19 protein-coding genes are annotated in these 18,081 nt (G+C 41.6%); 3 read left to right on the plus strand and 16 right to left on the minus strand.

All coding sequences use genetic code 11. The features are described 5' to 3' along the window. Positions 1-59 precede the first annotated feature (59 nt). The 3 genes from trmD to rpsP all read right to left on the minus strand — a co-directional run bounded on the left by trmD (position 60) and on the right by rpsP (position 1,823). On the minus strand, positions 60-818 hold the full coding sequence (gene trmD, locus ACR63N_RS14080; RefSeq protein ID WP_367107305.1) for a tRNA (guanosine(37)-N1)-methyltransferase TrmD: 759 nt from the start codon (positions 816-818) through the stop codon (positions 60-62). A 36-nt stretch (positions 819-854) separates the two neighbouring features. Continuing rightward, a complete protein-coding gene (gene rimM / locus ACR63N_RS14085; protein ID WP_367105467.1) occupies positions 855-1,388 on the minus strand; it encodes a ribosome maturation factor RimM in 534 nt (177 codons plus the stop codon). 165 nt (positions 1,389-1,553) lie between these two features. Continuing rightward, complete coding sequence (rpsP, locus tag ACR63N_RS14090) at positions 1,554-1,823, minus strand: 30S ribosomal protein S16 (RefSeq protein ID WP_472782202.1); 270 nt, start codon at positions 1,821-1,823, stop codon at positions 1,554-1,556. Between the two features lie 274 nt (positions 1,824-2,097). Between rpsP and ACR63N_RS14095 the strand changes: the two genes are divergently transcribed. Then, entirely contained in the window at positions 2,098-3,576 is a 1,479-nt protein-coding gene (locus tag ACR63N_RS14095) for an ATP-binding protein (RefSeq protein ID WP_472782203.1), read from the plus strand. A 36-nt stretch (positions 3,577-3,612) separates the two neighbouring features. Here ACR63N_RS14095 and ACR63N_RS14100 read toward each other — a convergent pair whose 3' ends face one another. The 13 genes from ACR63N_RS14100 to ACR63N_RS14160 all read right to left on the minus strand — a co-directional run bounded on the left by ACR63N_RS14100 (position 3,613) and on the right by ACR63N_RS14160 (position 16,379). Next, positions 3,613-3,792 (minus strand): hypothetical protein, encoded by a 180-nt coding sequence (locus ACR63N_RS14100; RefSeq protein ID WP_367105464.1) that lies wholly within the window; start codon positions 3,790-3,792, stop codon positions 3,613-3,615. A gap of 75 nt (positions 3,793-3,867) precedes the next feature. Next, positions 3,868-5,556 carry an ATP-binding protein gene (locus tag ACR63N_RS14105; RefSeq protein WP_367107308.1) on the minus strand — a complete coding sequence of 563 codons (1,689 nt, stop codon included), beginning with the start codon at positions 5,554-5,556 and terminating at the stop codon, positions 3,868-3,870. A gap of 325 nt (positions 5,557-5,881) precedes the next feature. After that, complete coding sequence (locus ACR63N_RS14110; RefSeq protein ID WP_199507063.1) at positions 5,882-6,592, minus strand: response regulator; 711 nt, start codon at positions 6,590-6,592, stop codon at positions 5,882-5,884. A 453-nt stretch (positions 6,593-7,045) separates the two neighbouring features. Beyond that, a complete protein-coding gene (locus ACR63N_RS14115; RefSeq protein WP_367105462.1) occupies positions 7,046-7,462 on the minus strand; it encodes a F0F1 ATP synthase subunit epsilon in 417 nt (138 codons plus the stop codon). A gap of 111 nt (positions 7,463-7,573) precedes the next feature. Next, positions 7,574-9,007: a F0F1 ATP synthase subunit beta gene (gene atpD, locus ACR63N_RS14120; RefSeq protein ID WP_367105461.1), complete on the minus strand. Its 1,434-nt coding sequence runs from the start codon at positions 9,005-9,007 to the stop codon at positions 7,574-7,576. A gap of 53 nt (positions 9,008-9,060) precedes the next feature. Next, entirely contained in the window at positions 9,061-9,942 is an 882-nt protein-coding gene (gene atpG / locus ACR63N_RS14125) for a F0F1 ATP synthase subunit gamma (protein ID WP_367105460.1), read from the minus strand. 352 nt (positions 9,943-10,294) lie between these two features. After that, positions 10,295-11,839 (minus strand): F0F1 ATP synthase subunit alpha, encoded by a 1,545-nt coding sequence (gene atpA / locus ACR63N_RS14130; protein ID WP_367105459.1) that lies wholly within the window; start codon positions 11,837-11,839, stop codon positions 10,295-10,297. Positions 11,840-11,927: 88 nt separating this feature from the next. Further along, the gene (locus ACR63N_RS14135; protein WP_367105458.1) at positions 11,928-12,560 is read right to left on the minus strand and encodes a F0F1 ATP synthase subunit delta; all 633 of its coding nucleotides are present in this window, start codon (positions 12,558-12,560) and stop codon (positions 11,928-11,930) included. A gap of 13 nt (positions 12,561-12,573) precedes the next feature. Beyond that, positions 12,574-13,044, minus strand: a complete 471-nt coding sequence (locus tag ACR63N_RS14140; protein ID WP_367105457.1) for a F0F1 ATP synthase subunit B — start codon at positions 13,042-13,044, stop codon at positions 12,574-12,576. 115 nt (positions 13,045-13,159) lie between these two features. Beyond that, the gene (gene atpE, locus ACR63N_RS14145; RefSeq protein ID WP_010197960.1) at positions 13,160-13,408 is read right to left on the minus strand and encodes a F0F1 ATP synthase subunit C; all 249 of its coding nucleotides are present in this window, start codon (positions 13,406-13,408) and stop codon (positions 13,160-13,162) included. Positions 13,409-13,441: 33 nt separating this feature from the next. Continuing rightward, positions 13,442-14,308, minus strand: coding sequence for a F0F1 ATP synthase subunit A (gene atpB / locus ACR63N_RS14150; RefSeq protein WP_367105456.1), 867 nt, complete (start codon positions 14,306-14,308; stop codon positions 13,442-13,444). A gap of 526 nt (positions 14,309-14,834) precedes the next feature. Further along, positions 14,835-15,233: an ATP synthase subunit I gene (locus ACR63N_RS14155; protein ID WP_472782204.1), complete on the minus strand. Its 399-nt coding sequence runs from the start codon at positions 15,231-15,233 to the stop codon at positions 14,835-14,837. Between the two features lie 207 nt (positions 15,234-15,440). Continuing rightward, complete coding sequence (locus ACR63N_RS14160; protein WP_472782205.1) at positions 15,441-16,379, minus strand: metal ABC transporter solute-binding protein, Zn/Mn family; 939 nt, start codon at positions 16,377-16,379, stop codon at positions 15,441-15,443. A 165-nt stretch (positions 16,380-16,544) separates the two neighbouring features. Between ACR63N_RS14160 and ACR63N_RS14165 the strand changes: the two genes are divergently transcribed. Continuing rightward, positions 16,545-17,066 (plus strand): Fur family transcriptional regulator, encoded by a 522-nt coding sequence (locus ACR63N_RS14165; protein ID WP_367105530.1) that lies wholly within the window; start codon positions 16,545-16,547, stop codon positions 17,064-17,066. A 71-nt stretch (positions 17,067-17,137) separates the two neighbouring features. Continuing rightward, positions 17,138-17,980 (plus strand): metal ABC transporter ATP-binding protein, encoded by an 843-nt coding sequence (locus ACR63N_RS14170; protein WP_472782206.1) that lies wholly within the window; start codon positions 17,138-17,140, stop codon positions 17,978-17,980. Positions 17,981-18,081: the final 101 nt, after the last annotated feature.

An 18,081-nucleotide genomic window follows, 5' to 3' on the forward strand; every position in this document is an offset into this window, starting at 1 on the left:
ATGACCTGTTCTATTGTTACGTAAAATTTTAAAGTTTGATCTGTTAATTAACGTTTTTGTCAGTCTTGTTTTTCTAGAGCCTTTAACCACTGAGCTTGTTCTGCTGTAGGCGTAAAAGCTTGCCATAAATCAGGACGCCGTGTTTGAGTGCGTTTGACTTGTTGGATGAAGCGCCACTTGGCAATATTGGCATGATGTCCGGATAAAAGTACCTCAGGTACCGCCATACCAGCAAACTCATACGGCTTAGTATAATGTGGACAGTCAAGCAAACCATCGACGAACGAATCTTGCTCAGCTGATAGCTTATCACCCATAACATCAGGCAGCCTGCGTATCACACTATCTATCATTACCATCGCTGGCAGCTCACCACCGCTGAGTACATAATCCCCGATCGATACTTCCAAATCGACGTATTGTGATAATAAGCGCTCGTCAATACCCTCATAACGACCACACAATAAAATCATGCCATCGTACTTGGTCATATCTAGCACACTATTTTCACTTAACGTTTGCCCTTGTGGTGACATATAAACCACCGGACAATTCGCTTTACCGATACGGCAACCTTGCTGACTGGCTCGTAACTTAGCCGCCTCGATAGCTTGCGCTAAAGGTTCAGCCATCATCACCATACCAGGCCCACCACCGTAAGGACGTTCATCAACGCGGCGATAGTTGTCAGTGGTGTAATCACGAGGATTAATACACTCAATCGTGACCTGCTCCTGAGTGACTGCCCGTCCCGTAATACCAAACTCACGAATTGAGGCGAACATCTCAGGGAAAATACTAATCACGGCAAAATACATCTGAACCCTGTTTAAACGACAACTATGTCAATGAAATCAATAATCGCTTGGCCATGCTACCTGAACTGTCTTACCAGCCATATCGACTTCTAACACTGTTTGTTTGTGCCACGGTATCAAGCGCTCTTCATTATCTAGACTATTTAAAGTCGCTGTTACACGCATAATGTCATGAGCGCCAGTTTCAAACATCTCAGAGATGTCACCTAAGTATTCATCCTGCTCGTTTAAAACTTGCAGACCAACTAAATCTGACCAGTAGAACTCGTCTTCATCAGCCGCAGGTAAGGAATCCTTTGCCACCCAAATAGTGACACCATTCATAGTCTCAGCAACATTACGGTCAGGTATTTGCTCAAACTGAGCCACAAGTCCTGAACCTTGCTCTCGCCAAGCCGTTACAGTTAGAGGCTTCATCCCAGTAGCTGTCTTCATCCACCACGGCTGCATAGCAAATATTGACTCTCTATCATCAGTATCGCTAAACACCCACAGCCAGCCCTTGATACCGTAAGGTTTCTTAAGCTGACCGATTTTCATAAGGGTATTAACATCTGGAGTAGAGGACATAACAGCTAGCCTAGCCATATAAAAATAGTAGATAAAAGCAACAGATAAACAATATAAAACGGCAAAACCGACAAAAAACGTATGCCAGCTACACTAGCTACGCTATAACCTGTCAAGCCAGTTGACTGATGTAAAATATACATTAGTCATAAACAGCGACAATACTTAAGCAGTTGCTTCAGTGCTAGTCGCAGCTTTGTTGTACGCTTTTGCTAATGAAGCAACACGATCTGAAGGCTGTGCACCTTTTTCGATCCACGCATTGTACGCATCCATATTTAAACGTACTGCTTCTTCTGAATCTTTTGCAAGCGGGTTAAAAAAGCCGATATTTTCAATGTAACGACCATCACGCGCGCGGCGCTGATCAGCAACAACTACTTGATAAAATGGGCGTTTCTTGGCACCGCCCCGTGCTAAACGAATAACAACCATGTAAATTCTCTCTTCCGCAGGTATACCAAAAAGGGCATAATTATACCATAGTCTTGTTTTATTGAAAACATAATCTGTGTTTATTTTGTGGTATAGCCCAGAATACTCTTATACGAGGAAAATTGAGAACTTAATAGCCATAATAAAAGTGTTTTTAATCATTATGAATAAAGCTATTAGCTATAAAGTATAGCTGTGCTCGTAGTACCATGGATAGTATTGCACTATACTTTACGATACTTTTGACTTTACGATATTTCTGCCAGAGTTTGTTATGATTATTCCTACGTCGCACCTACGTCGCAAAGGGCTTATACGCCCCTACTCTAATAGTTGGTTGACCACTTTGGTTGTCGCCTTTATTGTCATCATTAGTGTCAGTTTATCAATCTGGTTTTTCTGGCGCAGCCTTTACTTACCGGAGCTCAAAAACCACGCGCGCTACCTAACCAGTGAGCTTCGCTTGATGAACAGTGTCAAAGAAGACTGGAGTGATAATCCAAAAGTACAGCAGTGGCTTTATCGAAACTCTCATGTGGTCATGGTTGACAATCCTAGTGATTTTCCACGAATTGAGGACAAGGTTTTCGTGGGTATCTTTACCGATGTATTGCAGCAAGAGATTAGTGCGCAGTTAGGTCGTCCTGTCGAAGTTTATTTTAAATTCAAACCGACCCCGCAGCTGTGGGTACAAGATAGCCGTAATAAAAATTTCTGGATTCGCGAGCCGGTTATTTATTATTCGCAGTACAGTCCGACATTATTGGTGCTGTTTTTATTGGGGATACCGATCTTGACGCTGCTGACAATCATTTTACTTGTGCAGCAGCTAAATCGTCCTTTGCGTCATCTGCAGCGCGCCGCGACCAATTATATTGGTCTTGGTCATGCAACCACCTTGCCTACGCGCTCAGGCCCTACTGAGATACGTCAAGTCAACTTAGCTTTCAATCAACTCTTTACCACCCTTAATCAAGCACAAAAAGAGCGTACCATCATGCTTGCGGGTATCTCACACGACCTAAGAACGCCGCTTACTCGTATGCGTTTGACCGCTGAGATGCTACCTGATGAGTTTTTCCGGGAAGGCCTTATTTATGACATTGAAGATATGGATGCTATCTTGGAGCAATTTATCTCGTTTATGAAAGATGGTTCAGATGAACCAGTACGTTTGACTGATTTGGATGCTATTATCAACGAGATTATAGTACAGTTTGCACCGATGAAATTTATCTATCAATCCGAAGGTTATCAAGCCGTACCTCTACGTCCGTTATCAATCAAACGCCTGATTATTAATCTAGTGAATAATGCTAGTCGCTACGGTAAACCGCCAATCTATATATCAGTAACTATCGTTCCGACATTTTCAGAAATAGAAGGCGCTGATGTCAGCGAAGTGGTGAGCGAAAATGAAGTCAATAAGGAGGCGCAAGAGCAGCTTATGATATGTGTGCGCGACTGCGGGACAGGAGTGGCTGAAGATCAGCTAGAACGTATCATGCAGCCTTTTGAGCGTGGTGAAACGGCGCGTACTACTCAAGGAAGTGGGCTTGGTCTGGCTATAGTTAGTCGCATTGCTCGTCTTCACCACGGCACTGTTGAAGCTATCAATCATCCCGAGGGTGGGCTACAAGTCTGTGTCCGGATTCCTCTACTCTCCAAAGTTGCAGGTTTGGAGACTAAAACTAGCGCTGATGAATTACCTTTAACGAACAACGTTGTTACTGCTGAGCACCTGCAAAAATAGTACCTGAACCGTGCTTAAAAAATTGTCTTAATTGCCTCACTCTTTGGTACCGATCAGCGGTGGTATATATTTAGCACTATTGGTAAATGAAGTAGGCTGCGTCAGCTCAGTTTGAGCTTGTTGCACAGTCTTTGTAGGAGCTGGCTTCTGTATAAACAGATAATAACCGAGCAACATGGCATTTAATAGCACCAAGCCACCAAATAAATAAGGCATTTTCTCTCTCCTCTTAAAGGTCTAATACCAAACCGCAATAGTACCATTATCGACGACTAAATTATAGAATACTATTTAGCTATCACCAAAACTACGTTCACTCTTTTCTTGAGTCAATTGGTCAGCTGAGATAGTCTGGGTTAATGGTTTAACTGGCCAAGTCATGACGAACCTAGCCCCGCCAAGCTTGGGGCTTTCATCAACTTTCATACTACCATTAAACCAAAAGGCAATACGGGAGACAATAGACAACCCCAGTCCATAGCCGCCTGAAGCCCTGGTACGACTGTCATCCAAACGCGAAAAGGGAATAAACACTTTTTCACGATCAGCCTCTGGAATACCATGACCATCATCCTCAACACTAACAAAAGCGTTGCCCTTATTGACCCCAGCACTGATGACAATCGTAGTTTCCGCATAACGTAATGCATTACCTGCAAGGTTTTGAATGACGCGGTGCAGGTAACGTTGATCCGCTATAGCTGTGGTTTTGCTGCTAGGTAATTGACCGACGATCTCAATTGGTTTGCCCAAAGCATTGGTTTCGCGTACAACTTGTTCAATTAAGGCTTTGAGGTTTACCGGTTCAAGGTCCAACTTAGGCGACCCTTCCTCAAGCTTAGCATAAGTCAACATCTCATCAATCAAGCCATTGAGTGATTCGATATCTTCGTCAATATAATCGCGCTGCATGTGCCGCGAGTCCTCATCATCAGTATCTGCCAGCATATCTACAGCAAAGCGAATACGCGCAACTGGTGTCCGTAGCTCATGTGATACCGCTCGAGTCAGCTCACGTTGTGATTCAATAAGACGCTTAATATGTTCAGTCATAGCGTTAAATGTCGCCGATAGCCGCGCTATCTCATCCTGCCCTATGACCTGTACTTGAATATCTAGGTTACCTTGGCTGACCTCATTTACCCCAACTTGGATCAGCTGCAGTTTACGCTCAAGTGGGAAAATCAGTGCATAAACGCCTAAACTAATCAAGAACATGCTGATCAGTACCATGCTAATAATAAGATTTAATGGAAACCAATTAAATAAAGAAACCGGCCCCATGACGATAGACATATCGTTGATCTCAGAAGGTATAATGACCTTAATAGCGCTATTGCTTTGGCTGGTACTACTGTCTTGAAACAAGATGACCACTTCATCTCGGCGCAAACGAGCCATTTGATCACTATCTAATCCTAGGGCATTTACACCCTTAAGCTCTAGTGGAAAATAGAACTTCTCCGATAACTCTTTTAAGCGCGCGCGCTTTGCTGCTAGCGTTGTGTAGTAGGATAGATCATCTAACAAAAATACAGCTATCGCACGTACTTGCTGCTCTGTCACTTGCGATATCCTGACAGTCAACACATCCTCACTGTCCGGTAGCCGATGATAAACATCAGCATGAGTAGGTTGATCAACATAGCGTACTACCGTATCACCGTTATCAAGACGGCGTAGCTCGCTGGAGCTAAAATCAACGCTATTAAGCGGAACGATACGAAACGTCGAACCAAATAAGCTACTAGCATCTGACAACCAATACTCACGTTGAATCTCACTTTCTTGACGTCCAACGCCTTGACTAATTAAATAAAAAGCACCAGTCGCCATGTTCTCACGGTAAGACTGGACACGCTCCTTATTAATGGTATCCATCAATAACTGCGCAAACAAGGCTACACATAAGCAAACTATTAATAGTCCAGCATAAATTCGAACAAAAATACTGTGCTTTAGAGAAGAAACTAATGACATACGTGTCGTGACCAAACTATTAAGTGATAATTATGAATGTCATTTGTTTAGTAAAAGACATTTAATCCGTTGAGTGGAAAAATATTTTTATAAGGAGCTACTACAGTCAATCCGTTACACTCACATAGATAATGTATAACATATGTATACATTCTAGACATATAACGTAAATATTACAATTTATTAATGATGCAAAGTATAGATTAAAATTAAAGCTTAAAATATGCTCATAAAAAAACCAGTATGACACTGGTTCTTTTATTTTGGTTTACTATTATGTATGTATATTAAACACTATAGGTGTCAGATTGCTGATAAGCTGATATTAATTACCCTCTTTAACAAAGAGATAACCTTTACTACGTACTGTTTTAATACGTTTTGGATTTTCTGGATCGTCACCGATTTTGGGACGAATACGAGAAATACGCACGTCGATAGAACGATCTTGACCATCGTATTCTATACCGCGCAGACGCTCAAAGATATCTTCACGTGATAAGATTCGACCCGCATTAGAAGCCAGTAACCACAATAGATCGTATTCAGCACTAGTAAAATCAACTAGCTCATCGCTAAGGGTTACTGAACGACCACCATTATCAATGACCAATTCACCAAACTCTAAACGCTGTGGCACATCTTCAGAAGGAGCATTTTCCGAACGACGCAGCAACGCACGAATACGAGCAAGTAATACGCGCGGCTGAGCAGGCTTGGCGACATAATCATCAGCACCCATCTCAAGACCGAGTACCTGATCCATATCTTCAGTACGTGCAGTCAACATTAAAATTGGGTTTTGATAATGTGGACGCACCTCACGACATACGGTTAAACCATCGCTACCAGGGAGCATAACATCTAACACTACCATATCTGGCTGCTCATTAACGATACGACGAATAGCACGATTGCCATCTGTTTCGATCGCAACTTCTAAACCATTCTTGACCAAATAATCTTGGGTCAACATAGCTAAACGCTCATCATCTTCAACGATCAAAATTCGTGGGGTATTGTCTTCTTCAGTCATTGTTATATCCTCTAAAGTAGGAAAATTAGAAATAGGGAATGTAGTACCATAAAATGGAACAATAGGTGTCAATTTAAATAATGCAAAGTGGTGACACAGTATACTATCAAATGTATGGCTTTCTATACTATAGCTTATTGTCGTTAACAAAACCTATAAACAACATATCTCAATGCTTTAGTAAAAGTCCAAAAATAATACTATTTCCTCCATTAGAACAATAATTAATATCATTGGCAGTAATCACAATGACTAAAGCTTATAAAAGCCATAACTACCTTAAAACTATTGGCAATAGCCTTTGAATAAATACACTCTCAAAGTATTTAAAATATATGATGATGACTAGATATTTAATAAACAAATAAGATATTAACAGACTTCTTTAACAAAAAAAACAGCCCTTAGTGGACTGTTTATATATATAAAATAACAATAATCTATCCATTGTAGTTAGACACGGTTCTTATACTTACGAATAGTTTGTAGCTGTGCTACTGATTCTGCTAGTGAAGCTAAAGCAGCGTTAGTTTGTAAAGTATCAGACTGGTTGACGAGCATCTGTTCAGCTTGTCTACGAGCTTCAACAATTTTACTCTCATCAAGGTTGTTAGCACGCATGGCAGTATCTGCTAATACGGTTACCATCTTCGGTTGTACTTCTAGTACGCCACCCGATACATAAATCACTTCCTCTTGACCATCTGGTGTTTGCACCCGCATCGGACCGGGTTTTAGCAAAGTAATAAGCGGGGTATGGCCAGGTAGTATGCCTACCTCACCTTCACTACCACTGGCGATTAACATACTAATCTCGCCTGAATATAACTCTTCACGAGCGCTTACGACGCGGCATTGTAATGTTGCCATACTCATTCCTTATTCTAAAAACCGCTGTAAATACTGCGAGGCGCTGGATATTGATAGGTAAATTTGATAGCAATTAAAGAGATACTATTCTAATTGCTACCTAAAAATAACTTACGCTGCAGTAGACTTCATTTTTTCTGCTTTAGCGACAACCTCATCGATACCACCAGCCATATAAAATGCCTGTTCTGGAAGGTCATCATACTCACCAGCGATAATAGCTTTAAAGCTTGCAATCGTATCACGTAGGGTAACGTATTTACCTGGTGCACCAGTGAATACTTCGGCTACGTGGAATGGCTGCGATAAGAAGCGCTGGATCTTACGTGCGCGATAAACGACTAGTTTATCTTCTTCTGATAGCTCATCCATACCCAAAATAGCGATAATGTCTTTTAGCTCTTTATAGCGCTGCAGTACTTCTTGTACACCACGAGCAACGTTATAGTGTTCTTCGCCGATGACTTGTGGATCTAGCTGACGCGAAGTGGAGTCTAGTGGGTCAACGGCAGGATAGATACCTTGTGAAGCAATATCACGACTTAGTACGACTGTCGCATCCAAGTGAGCAAACGTCGTTGCTGGCGATGGATCGGTCAAGTCATCCGCTGGTACATATACTGCTTGTACTGAGGTGATTGAACCGGACTGAGTTGAGGTAATACGCTCTTGAAGCATACCCATCTCTTCTGCTAGAGTTGGCTGATAACCAACCGCTGATGGCATACGACCCAGTAGTGCTGATACTTCAGTACCGGCAAGCGTATAGCGATAGATATTGTCAACGAATAATAATACATCGCGACCTTTACCAGTAGCAGGATCTTTAGTATCGCGGAAGTATTCAGCCATAGTCAGACCCGATAGAGCAACACGTAGACGGTTACCTGGTGGCTCATTCATCTGGCCATATACCATAGCCACTTTAGATTTGCTAAAGTCTTCAGTATTGACAACGCCAGCTTCTTGCATTTCGTGATAGAAGTCATTACCTTCACGAGTACGCTCACCAACGCCTGCAAATACTGATAAACCTTCGTGTTTCAAAGCGATGTTATTGATCAATTCCATCATATTGACAGTTTTGCCAACCCCTGCACCGCCAAATAGTCCAACTTTACCACCTTTGGCAAAGGGACAAAGTAGATCAATAACTTTAATACCAGTTTCTAACAGCTCAGTGCTGTTGGACTGATCCGCATAGCTTGGGGCTTCACGGTGGATTGACCATTTCTCATCCGCCTGTACTGGACCTTCTTCATCAATAGGACGACCAAGAACATCCATAATACGGCCAAGCGTACCAATACCTACAGGTACAGAAATAGGCGCACCAGTATTGGTTACAGGAAGGTTACGCTTTAGACCTTCAGTTGAACCCATAGCGATAGTACGTACAATACCATCGCCTAACTGTTGCTGTACTTCTAAAGTAGTTTCAGTGCCATCTACTTGCAAGGCATCATAAATTTGAGGAACTTCGTTACGGTTAAACTCAACGTCAAGAACCGCACCAATAATTTGTACTATACGACCGCTACTCATTGCGTTCTCCTTGAGATTCTATACTCTATATTTGTATATAAGGGGGATGTCAATTATGAAACAGCTGCAGCGCCGCCGACGATTTCCGAGATTTCTCGAGTAATCGCCGCTTGACGCAACTTATTATAAACCAGCTGTAAATCATTAATTAGATCACCAGCATTGTCTGTTGCCGCTTTCATAGCGACCATACGTGATGACTGCTCAGAAGCGATATTTTCCATAACAGCTTGATAAACAATCGACTCAATATAACGTCCAAGTAGTTCATCAATTAAGGTCTTGATATCAGGCTCATAGATATAATCCCAGCTAAGCTCCGTCTGCATACCGCTATCTTCTTCGCCAAACGATCCTTCTGGTAGAGGTACCAGCTGATTAATCGTTGGTTTTTGAGTCATCGCGTTAACGAACTTATTATAAACAACATAGATGCGATCCAACTTACCATTAGTATAGTCATCTAACATGGCTTGCACGGGTGAATTTAGTTGCTCAAATGTTGGTTTATCACCATAGTCAGTTACAGCCGAGGTTACTTTACCGCCAAAATTTTTAAAGAAGCTAACTCCTTTGGCGCCGATAACAGCAAACTCAGTTTTTACCGACTGGTTTTGATATTCTTGAATATTTTTAGATAACGCTTTAAACAAGTTAATATTTAAGCCACCTGCTAAGCCACGATCCGAGGTAATAACGATATAACCTACAGTATTGACAGAACGCGATACCATGTACGGATGTTTGTAATCTGATGAGGCATTTACGAGATGTGATATTACCCGGCGCATACTATCAGCGTAGGGACGACCCACGTCCATGCGTTCTTGTGCACGGCGCATTTTACTTGCAGCAACCATTTGCATGGCGCGAGTAATTTTTTGGGTACTTTTAATACTGGTGACTTTGGCACGTATTTCTTTTAAGCTTGCCATAATGATTCCAATATAAGAGGGTTAAAAAAGCATTGACCAATGCAACAATATCTTAGTATGAAACACTATAGTTCAAAAAGCTCTATGTCTAAAATACAGTTTTTAATATCTTGTGGCATTACTCAGTGTTGTATTACGTATATTGCACAGTAACTATATGGTGATAGTATCATCTTATGTAGTATTCTTACCAAGCACTGCACCTTGTTGTTACAGAGTCACAGACGGTTGGCTGTGACTAAAGTAACTTAAGAGTAGTACCCTAGAAGTTATTGCCTAGATACTACTAAGAACAACGCGCTACTTTAGCCAAAGAGCATTCAACCAAACCGAACTAAGCTATACTATTGAATTAATAGCTGTGATTTTGTTTAAAAGTTTCAACTGCTGATTTTAAACGAGAAGCAATATCATCGTTATAATTTGCAGTCTCATCAATTTCACGCATCAGATCACTTTGCTCATCGTGCATATAACGCAAGTAAGACTCTTCAAAAGAACCGATCTTTTCGACTGGAACATCAGCTAAAAAGCCTTCGTTAGAAGCATAGATAACGGCTGCTTGCTCAGCAACTGACATCGGCTGATACTGCTTTTGTTTCATAAGTTCAGTGACACGCTCACCATGATCAAGCTGTTCACGAGTAGCATCATCAAGATCAGAGGCAAACTGAGCAAATGCTGCTAGTTCGCGATACTGCGCTAGCGCTGTACGAATACCACCAGACAGTTTCTTAATAATCTTAGTCTGGGCTGCACCACCAACACGCGATACCGAAATACCAGCGTTTACTGCCGGACGAATACCTGAGTTGAATAGACTTGATTCTAAGAAGATCTGACCATCAGTAATTGAAATAACGTTAGTCGGTACGAATGCCGATACGTCACCAGCTTGGGTCTCAATAATAGGTAGTGCAGTCAATGAACCAGTTTTACCTTTGACTTCGCCGTTGGTAAAGTTCTCTACATAGTCAGCGTTGACACGTGAAGCACGTTCAAGTAAGCGAGAATGTAGATAGAAAACGTCACCAGGATAAGCTTCACGGCCTGGCGGACGACGTAACAATAGTGAAATCTGACGATAAGCTACCGCTTGTTTAGATAAATCATCAAAGACAATCAAGGCATCTTCGCCGCGATCACGGAAATACTCTCCCATGGTACAGCCTGAATAAGGAGCAATGTACTGTAGGGCCGCTGGTTCTGACGCTGAAGCAACAACAACCGTGGTATAATCTAGCGCCCCTGTCTCTTCAAGCTTACGTACGACGTTAGCAATTGTTGAGCGTTTTTGACCAATAGCGACATACACACATTTAATACCAGAGGTTTTCTGGGCAATGATCGCATCAATAGCTAGTGCCGTTTTACCAGTTTGACGGTCACCAATAATAAGCTCACGCTGACCACGGCCAATAGGAATCATAGTATCAACGGCTTTATAACCCGTCATAACTGGCTGATCTACGGATTGACGATCAATAACACCTGGCGCAATTTTCTCGACTTTATCAGTCATTTTGGCGTTGATAGGGCCTTTACCATCGATAGGATTACCCAAAGCATCAACAACACGGCCTAATAGTTCAGGACCTACTGGTACTTCAAGAATACGGCCAGTACAATAAGCTTTTTGGCCTTCTTCTAGCTGTAGATAGTCGCCTAAAACTACCGCACCTACAGAATCACGCTCTAAGTTCAGCGCCATACCGTAGATTTCGCCTTCAAACTCAATCATTTCGCCGTACATCGCATCTTCAAGACCATGAATCTGCACGATACCGTCAGATACTTTGACAATCGTGCCTTCATTCTTTGCAGTTGCACCCGCATCAAGGTCTTGAATACGCTGCTTAATCAGATTACTGATTTCCGCTGGATTCAATTGTTGCATTGCCTTGTTTCCTTTAATTTATGATAACTCGCCCACTGGCGTCTACGCTTTTACGTTGGTGCAAAGTAGATTGCACTGGTAAGTAGCATTAAGCCATTAGCTGTGTTTTTAACTGTTGTAACTTGCCACGCATAGAATCGTCAATGATCTTGTCGCCAACTTTGATAGTAGCGCCTGCCAAAAGACTAGGATCAACTGACTCGTGAAGCACCACACTAGCATTTAATGAGGCAGCAAGACGCGTTTGGATCATCTCTCGCTGTTCACTAGTTAATGGATAGGCCGTAGTCACATAAGCGTCTAGTTGTTTTAAACTTTGCGCTTTATGACGACGATAGTGCTCATAAACTCCAGGAAGCAGTGTTAAGCGTTCTTGCTGAGCCAACTGACCAACGAAGTTGCTAAGGGCGCTTGATACTTTAGGATAACTGACACTACTATCTTGATTCAGCTCTTTATGACCTTGTGACTCGCTCAATAATTGTTTGAAGGCAGAGTTACTTTCGCCTGCTACTTGCGTGTTGTAAAGATCAATTAAAGCTGAGGATTTATGCTCATTGGATACAGCTGGATTATCAAGCCAAGTATGAAACGACTTGTCTTTGACAATCTCACTGGCTATAAATAGGAAGTTCTCCCATTCATTAACCACGCCATTTTCATTAGCATAGTCAAACGCAGCTTTGGCATAGGGTCGTGCTAAGGTTGATAAGTCAGCCATTATATCCTCACAGTTATAGCTTCGCCGCCAGTTGATCTAACATGCTAGAATGTTTCTGCATATCGACTCTTTCTTGCAATATCTTTTCGGCACCAAGCACAGATAATTCAGCAACTTGAGCACGTAATGCTTCACGCGCTTGGTTGATTTCTTGATCGATAGATGCTTGTGCTTGTTGGCGAATACGTTCGCCTTCTATTTGTGCTTGTGATTTAGCGTCCTCAACCAATTGGTTAGCGCTTTTATTGGCCTGCTCAATTAAAGCCGCAGCTTTAGTCTTTGCAAGATCAAGCTCCTGTTGAACGTCTTGTTCTGCCGTCGCCAAGTCAGCTTTTGCCTTTTCAGCAGCGTTTAAACCCTCAGCAATTCTACGCTGACGATCGTTAATCGCGCCAATAAGTGGTGGCCACACGAATTTCATGCAAAAAACCACAAATATTGCAAAAGCAATGGCTTGGCCGATGAGGGTAAAATTGATATTCACGTGATCACCTCTTTGTTAATGAAAAATCAGTTTCATTGATCGTGTTTGGCTGCCAATCTTTGATAGAATTACTAAACAAGTTTGAAAGCCAAACATCTACAACTGAGCTTTCTGATTAACCTGCTAGAGGGTTAGCGAATAGCAACAACATAGCAATACCAACACCGATCATCGGAATAGCATCAAGTAGACCTGCTACGATGAACATACGAGTTTGCAATTGTGAGCCAAGCTCTGGCTGACGTGCAACACCTTCCAAGAATTTGCCACCCAAGATCGCAAAACCAATACCTGTGCCCAGAGCACCTAAACCGATAAGTAACGCAACTGCGATAACTGTATAACCACCTAATACTGGATCCATTGATGTATCCTCATTTACCTATTGAATGTCTAATTAATGTTCAGTTGATGATGCAAGTGACATATAAACTATTGTCAGCATCATAAATACGAACGCTTGAAGGGTGATAATTAAGATGTGGAAGATTGCCCACGGTACTGATAGTGCCCATTGAATCCAAAATGGCATTAGGGCTATCAGTATGAAAATCAACTCCCCAGCATACATGTTACCGAATAGACGCAAACCCAATGAAACAGGCTTAGCAATCAGAGTAACAAACTCTAAGATGAAGTTGATGGGGATTAAGATAATTTGCAAAATAGGGTTTCTAGCGCTAAACGGATGTAGTGTTAACTCACCAACGAAACCGCCTACCCCTTTTTCTTTAATGCTATAAAAGATAATTAGTATAAAGACTGAGAACGACATACCAAGGGTAATGTTAGGATCAGTCGTTGGTACGATTTTGAAGAATACGTGATGCGGATCATAGCCCATCATAGCGCCAACTTGACCGGCAAGACTTGGGATAAAGTCAATGGGTAATAAGTCCATCAAGTTCATCAAAAAAATCCATACAAAGATGGTCAAGGCCAACGGTGCGATGAGTTTTGATGTACCACTATAAGAATCACGGACATTATTATCAACAAACTCGACGATCATCTCAACGGCAGCCTGCGTCTTGCTAGGCACACCTGAGGTGACCTTTTTAGCGACCATCCAAAAAATAGCGCAAAACAAAATACCCAAACCAATGGACCAAAGCATAGAGTCAAGATGGATAGCATTAAAACCCATTTGTCCCGCCTCTTCGGCGGTATGGGCAACTTTCCAACCTTCGCCCGGCAAATAACCGTACGTCCAGTTTGTTAAGTGGTGAGAGATATATTCTGATGATGTTTGTTCGGATGCCATAGCGTAAGCTTCTTATTAATCAACGATTTAATCAACTACCAAAAACACGGCTGTCATTTGACGAGAGTATTAGCAGTACTTCACATTCGTACTTTCTATATTGCTATATGCACAATTTTAACTGAACCTTTTAACAACGCTATAAGCGTAAGTTCAGTCCGTTACATATTATTTTATAGAGCCAACAAACTCGTGCAATTAATAACATCCAACCCATGGTTGCAACTGCCTACTTTAATAGCTTCACTAATTTTTAGCTATCAAAAAAGGGCTTATGAGTATCCATTACTAGCCCTTGGCACTTGCTGTATAAACTTGTTATCTAAATGCTTTATTACTTTTTAAAATAGTCGTTACTTGGTATAGCAGTTATAGACGAAATAATTAACTGACTATATTAATGCAGTGTTATATTCATGTAAAGCTAATTATGTGTTTTTATTAGAATATTATCAAAATGAGAGTAAGATATTGTTTATTTAAAATTTATATGAGCCAATAGCCATTTTTTTATGATTATCTATATTTAGCGTATTTGCCCTAGTGCAAAAAAATGACTGACCTTCATGAAAATAAAACCGAAGAACAAAGCTGGCGCTGACAGTGGCTTAACATAAATAAAAATAAGGGCAAAACCGACAACCGTTAATAACCACTTGACCATCTGTCCTCGGTACAACTGACTCACAATATGTCCGCGCGCCCGATAACCAGTATGCCAAAAAACAAAACTGGCAAATATAGCCTGAGTAATAAAGCTTAGCAGCGCTCCTATAGCCATACCCTGCACTATTATAAGCTCACCTTTTAGCCACACAACAGCCACTACCCAAGCGGCGACAATCAAGATAAATAACACCCATGTTTGACGTTTCAAATATAGGGCTATCTTTTCTCTTTGTACACGTTTGGCAGGTTTAGACATTGGTCTTCCTATAGCTTTAATAATAGCCATAGCGTCAATAATAACAGTATGCGTTGTCTTTAGCGCGCATTATTGATTAACCAATGTACGGCTGCCATGCTTTAACTGGATAAAATGGCAGTCATTATAAAGACCATGTACTTATTAAGCAAGCCAATTACTACATTAAATCGAATACTAAGCTGAATTTATCTGTAGTGCTAATTATTATAAAGCCAATATACAATTTTGCATTTGCTGCGCCATGGTCTGCCAACCACTAATAAAATCTTTACTACCGCTCATATCTTCGGCCTGTACGGTAATATGCACAGGCTGCAATTTGGCAAGCAAGCCTTTAGCAGGCTGACTTTGAGTAATTAAGCACATCTGCTCAGTTGGACGCTGCTCATTTAACCAGCGCAGTTGACTGGCTTTAGGCGCTAGATGATGGTCAGTGCTTAAACTACCAATAAGTTGTAGCCGAAGCGGTTTTTCTATGTATTGATAAGCATCATGGTATGCCCAGTAAGGCATTTGGTTTTTATCGCTGCGCTGCTGCGTAGCAACGGCTTTATCCATACGTTGGGCAAATTTTCGCGCATTAGCCTGATATAACGCTTTATACTTGGGATTGGCATGACTGTGGATGACTGCTAGAGCGCGAGTAATGGCTTTGGCATTTTCAGGGTCAAGCCATATATGCGGGTCTAGAGTATCCGCGATAGGTCTTGCTTTGACATCCCGTAGGGACTGACGGTTAAAAGCATCAAAAGCGAATAAAGAGATGGCATTAGGGGCATTGTTTAAGCTTGAAGCTAAGTTGTTCTCTAACGACTCACCAAACCAGACTACAAACTTACTGTCTTGAATGGATTTGATGTCACCAGGACTTATACTGCCATGATGACCTACCTCGCCTGGATTTAAAAGCTGCTTTGCTGACGGCGCGCCTTCGGTCACCGCTTCGCTTAATAAAAATAGTGGATAGTTACTAACACTTACCGTAGCTGCCTGCACGTTTACCGTTAATCCTAAACCTATGACTATACCAAATAGTACTATCCAACTCTTGGATTGACGTAGTAGTGTTGCTAATTTAGTCAGCTCACATAGATATATATGACGATTGGTAACGTTCATATGGCTTTGATAATTGGCAGACATGTAATGATGATCCTATAAATATAATCTTTGAAGGCGACTGTAGAATGTAGTCTCTACTTTTATTTTATTATGTTATACTATAACAATTAAAAATGCACCGTATTTTTAGGAGTTTCAACAGTGTCGACTATTTCACTTGCTTGCAATCATACCCAAGACACTCATTTGCATGACGTGCAGCATTTTAGTGTCAGTGACGTAAACGAGCGCTTAATCGCTGCAAAAGAGCAATGTAAAGGACGCGGCGTACGCTTTACACCCCTGCGTCAGCAAATATATAAGCTGGTATTACAAGCTAATAAACCTGTTGGCGCTTATGATCTGATTACACAATTGCAGCAGGCGCGTTTGTTAGTAGGTGAAGATAATAATGTAGGTGAAGGTAATAATACTGCGAAGCTTCCAGTAGCAAAAAACGTAGCGCCGCCGACGGTTTATCGTAGTTTGGAGTTTTTATTAAATGAAGGTTTGATCCATCAACTGACTTCCATAAACGCTTACGTGCCCTGCTGTCATCCGCGCGCGCAGCACACCGCAGCTTTTTTGATCTGTGATAATTGTATGCGGGTGCAGGAGTGTAGTAGTCTGCCGGTACAAGAGATCATGAGCTTTGCTGAGCAAGATGTTGGTTTTGTTGTAGCCCGTAGTGTGATTGAGTTGAGTGGCCGCTGTCAGGCTTGTCAGTAAACTACCTTAAGTACGACCTTTGATATTGACTTTTTTAACTATCAGCAATTTTAACCATCAGCGATCATAATATGACTCTCTTTACCAAGCCTGCCAAGCTCTCATCTGTAGCACTGTCTAAGCCAGCGTCTAAACGCTCTAGGCAATCCATAAGTAGTCAATCTATAAATAATGACGCTACCCACAATAAGCTACTGAGTTTAGCCGATGTTAGTTATGATATCGGTCCGCAGCGCTTGCTATCGCATATTAATTTCAATATGGCTGTTGATGAAACGATTAGTATTATTGGTCCCAATGGTGCAGGTAAGTCAACTTTGGTTAAGCTAATTTTGGGTTTGATCAAACCAACTACTGGACAAATTGATGCGCATCAGAAGTTGCAGCTCGGTTACGTTCCACAGCGCTTTACTGTAGCTCCTATTTTGCCACTGCGAGTAAAAGATCTATTGGCGCAAGCGAACAAGCGCCGTCTAACCCAACAGCAGCGTCAGTTTATATTCGATCATTTATCTTTGAATCATCTGCTTTCACGGCAAATGCTGCACCTATCTGGCGGTGAGACCCAGCGAGTACTCTTAGCACGGGCACTGTTAGATAAACCTAACTTACTTATTTTGGATGAACCTATGCAGGGCTTAGATCCTGATACTGAGATCTGGCTTTATAAATTTATCGATGAGCTCCCTGATTTTCTGCGCTGTGCTATGTTAGTCATCTCTCATGATCTGCATTGGGTGATGAAAGGCAGTCGCCGAGTGATTTGTCTCAACAAGCATATCTGCTGTGAGGGACAACCAAGCGAGCTCATTATCGCTCCAGAATTCAAAAAGCTGTTTGGTCATCACTACGAGCAACCTTACGTTCATAAGCTTCACGACTGTGATCATCATGTGCCAACTGAGGCATTGTAGCCAAAATTTTAATAGACAGTTAAATATAGTAGATGGCTAAAAAAGATTCTTTTGTCATGAGCTACAAGCAATTCTCTTACTTATATTTTCATTTGATAACA

The organism is Psychrobacter sp. M4 (genome assembly GCF_055699795.1).

Bases quoted from the DNA above. Each gene is read 5' to 3' on its own strand.
- trmD (WP_367107305.1), bottom strand. From the start codon at position 818: ATGTATTTTGCCGTGATTAGTATTTTCCCTGAGATGTTCGCCTCAATT.
- rimM (WP_367105467.1), bottom strand. From the start codon at position 1,388: ATGTCCTCTACTCCAGATGTTAATACCCTTATGAAAATCGGTCAGCTT.
- rpsP (WP_472782202.1), bottom strand. From the start codon at position 1,823: ATGGTTGTTATTCGTTTAGCACGGGGCGGTGCCAAGAAACGCCCATTT.
- ACR63N_RS14095 (WP_472782203.1), top strand. From the start codon at position 2,098: ATGATTATTCCTACGTCGCACCTACGTCGCAAAGGGCTTATACGCCCC.
- ACR63N_RS14100 (WP_367105464.1), bottom strand. From the start codon at position 3,792: ATGCCTTATTTATTTGGTGGCTTGGTGCTATTAAATGCCATGTTGCTC.
- ACR63N_RS14105 (WP_367107308.1), bottom strand. From the start codon at position 5,556: ATGTCATTAGTTTCTTCTCTAAAGCACAGTATTTTTGTTCGAATTTAT.
- ACR63N_RS14110 (WP_199507063.1), bottom strand. From the start codon at position 6,592: ATGACTGAAGAAGACAATACCCCACGAATTTTGATCGTTGAAGATGAT.
- ACR63N_RS14115 (WP_367105462.1), bottom strand. From the start codon at position 7,462: ATGGCAACATTACAATGCCGCGTCGTAAGCGCTCGTGAAGAGTTATAT.
- atpD (WP_367105461.1), bottom strand. From the start codon at position 9,007: ATGAGTAGCGGTCGTATAGTACAAATTATTGGTGCGGTTCTTGACGTT.
- atpG (WP_367105460.1), bottom strand. From the start codon at position 9,942: ATGGCAAGCTTAAAAGAAATACGTGCCAAAGTCACCAGTATTAAAAGT.
- atpA (WP_367105459.1), bottom strand. From the start codon at position 11,839: ATGCAACAATTGAATCCAGCGGAAATCAGTAATCTGATTAAGCAGCGT.
- ACR63N_RS14135 (WP_367105458.1), bottom strand. From the start codon at position 12,560: ATGGCTGACTTATCAACCTTAGCACGACCCTATGCCAAAGCTGCGTTT.
- atpE (WP_010197960.1), bottom strand. From the start codon at position 13,408: ATGGATCCAGTATTAGGTGGTTATACAGTTATCGCAGTTGCGTTACTT.
- atpB (WP_367105456.1), bottom strand. From the start codon at position 14,308: ATGGCATCCGAACAAACATCATCAGAATATATCTCTCACCACTTAACA.
- ACR63N_RS14155 (WP_472782204.1), bottom strand. From the start codon at position 15,233: ATGTCTAAACCTGCCAAACGTGTACAAAGAGAAAAGATAGCCCTATAT.
- ACR63N_RS14160 (WP_472782205.1), bottom strand. From the start codon at position 16,379: ATGTCTGCCAATTATCAAAGCCATATGAACGTTACCAATCGTCATATA.
- ACR63N_RS14170 (WP_472782206.1), top strand. From the start codon at position 17,138: ATGACTCTCTTTACCAAGCCTGCCAAGCTCTCATCTGTAGCACTGTCT.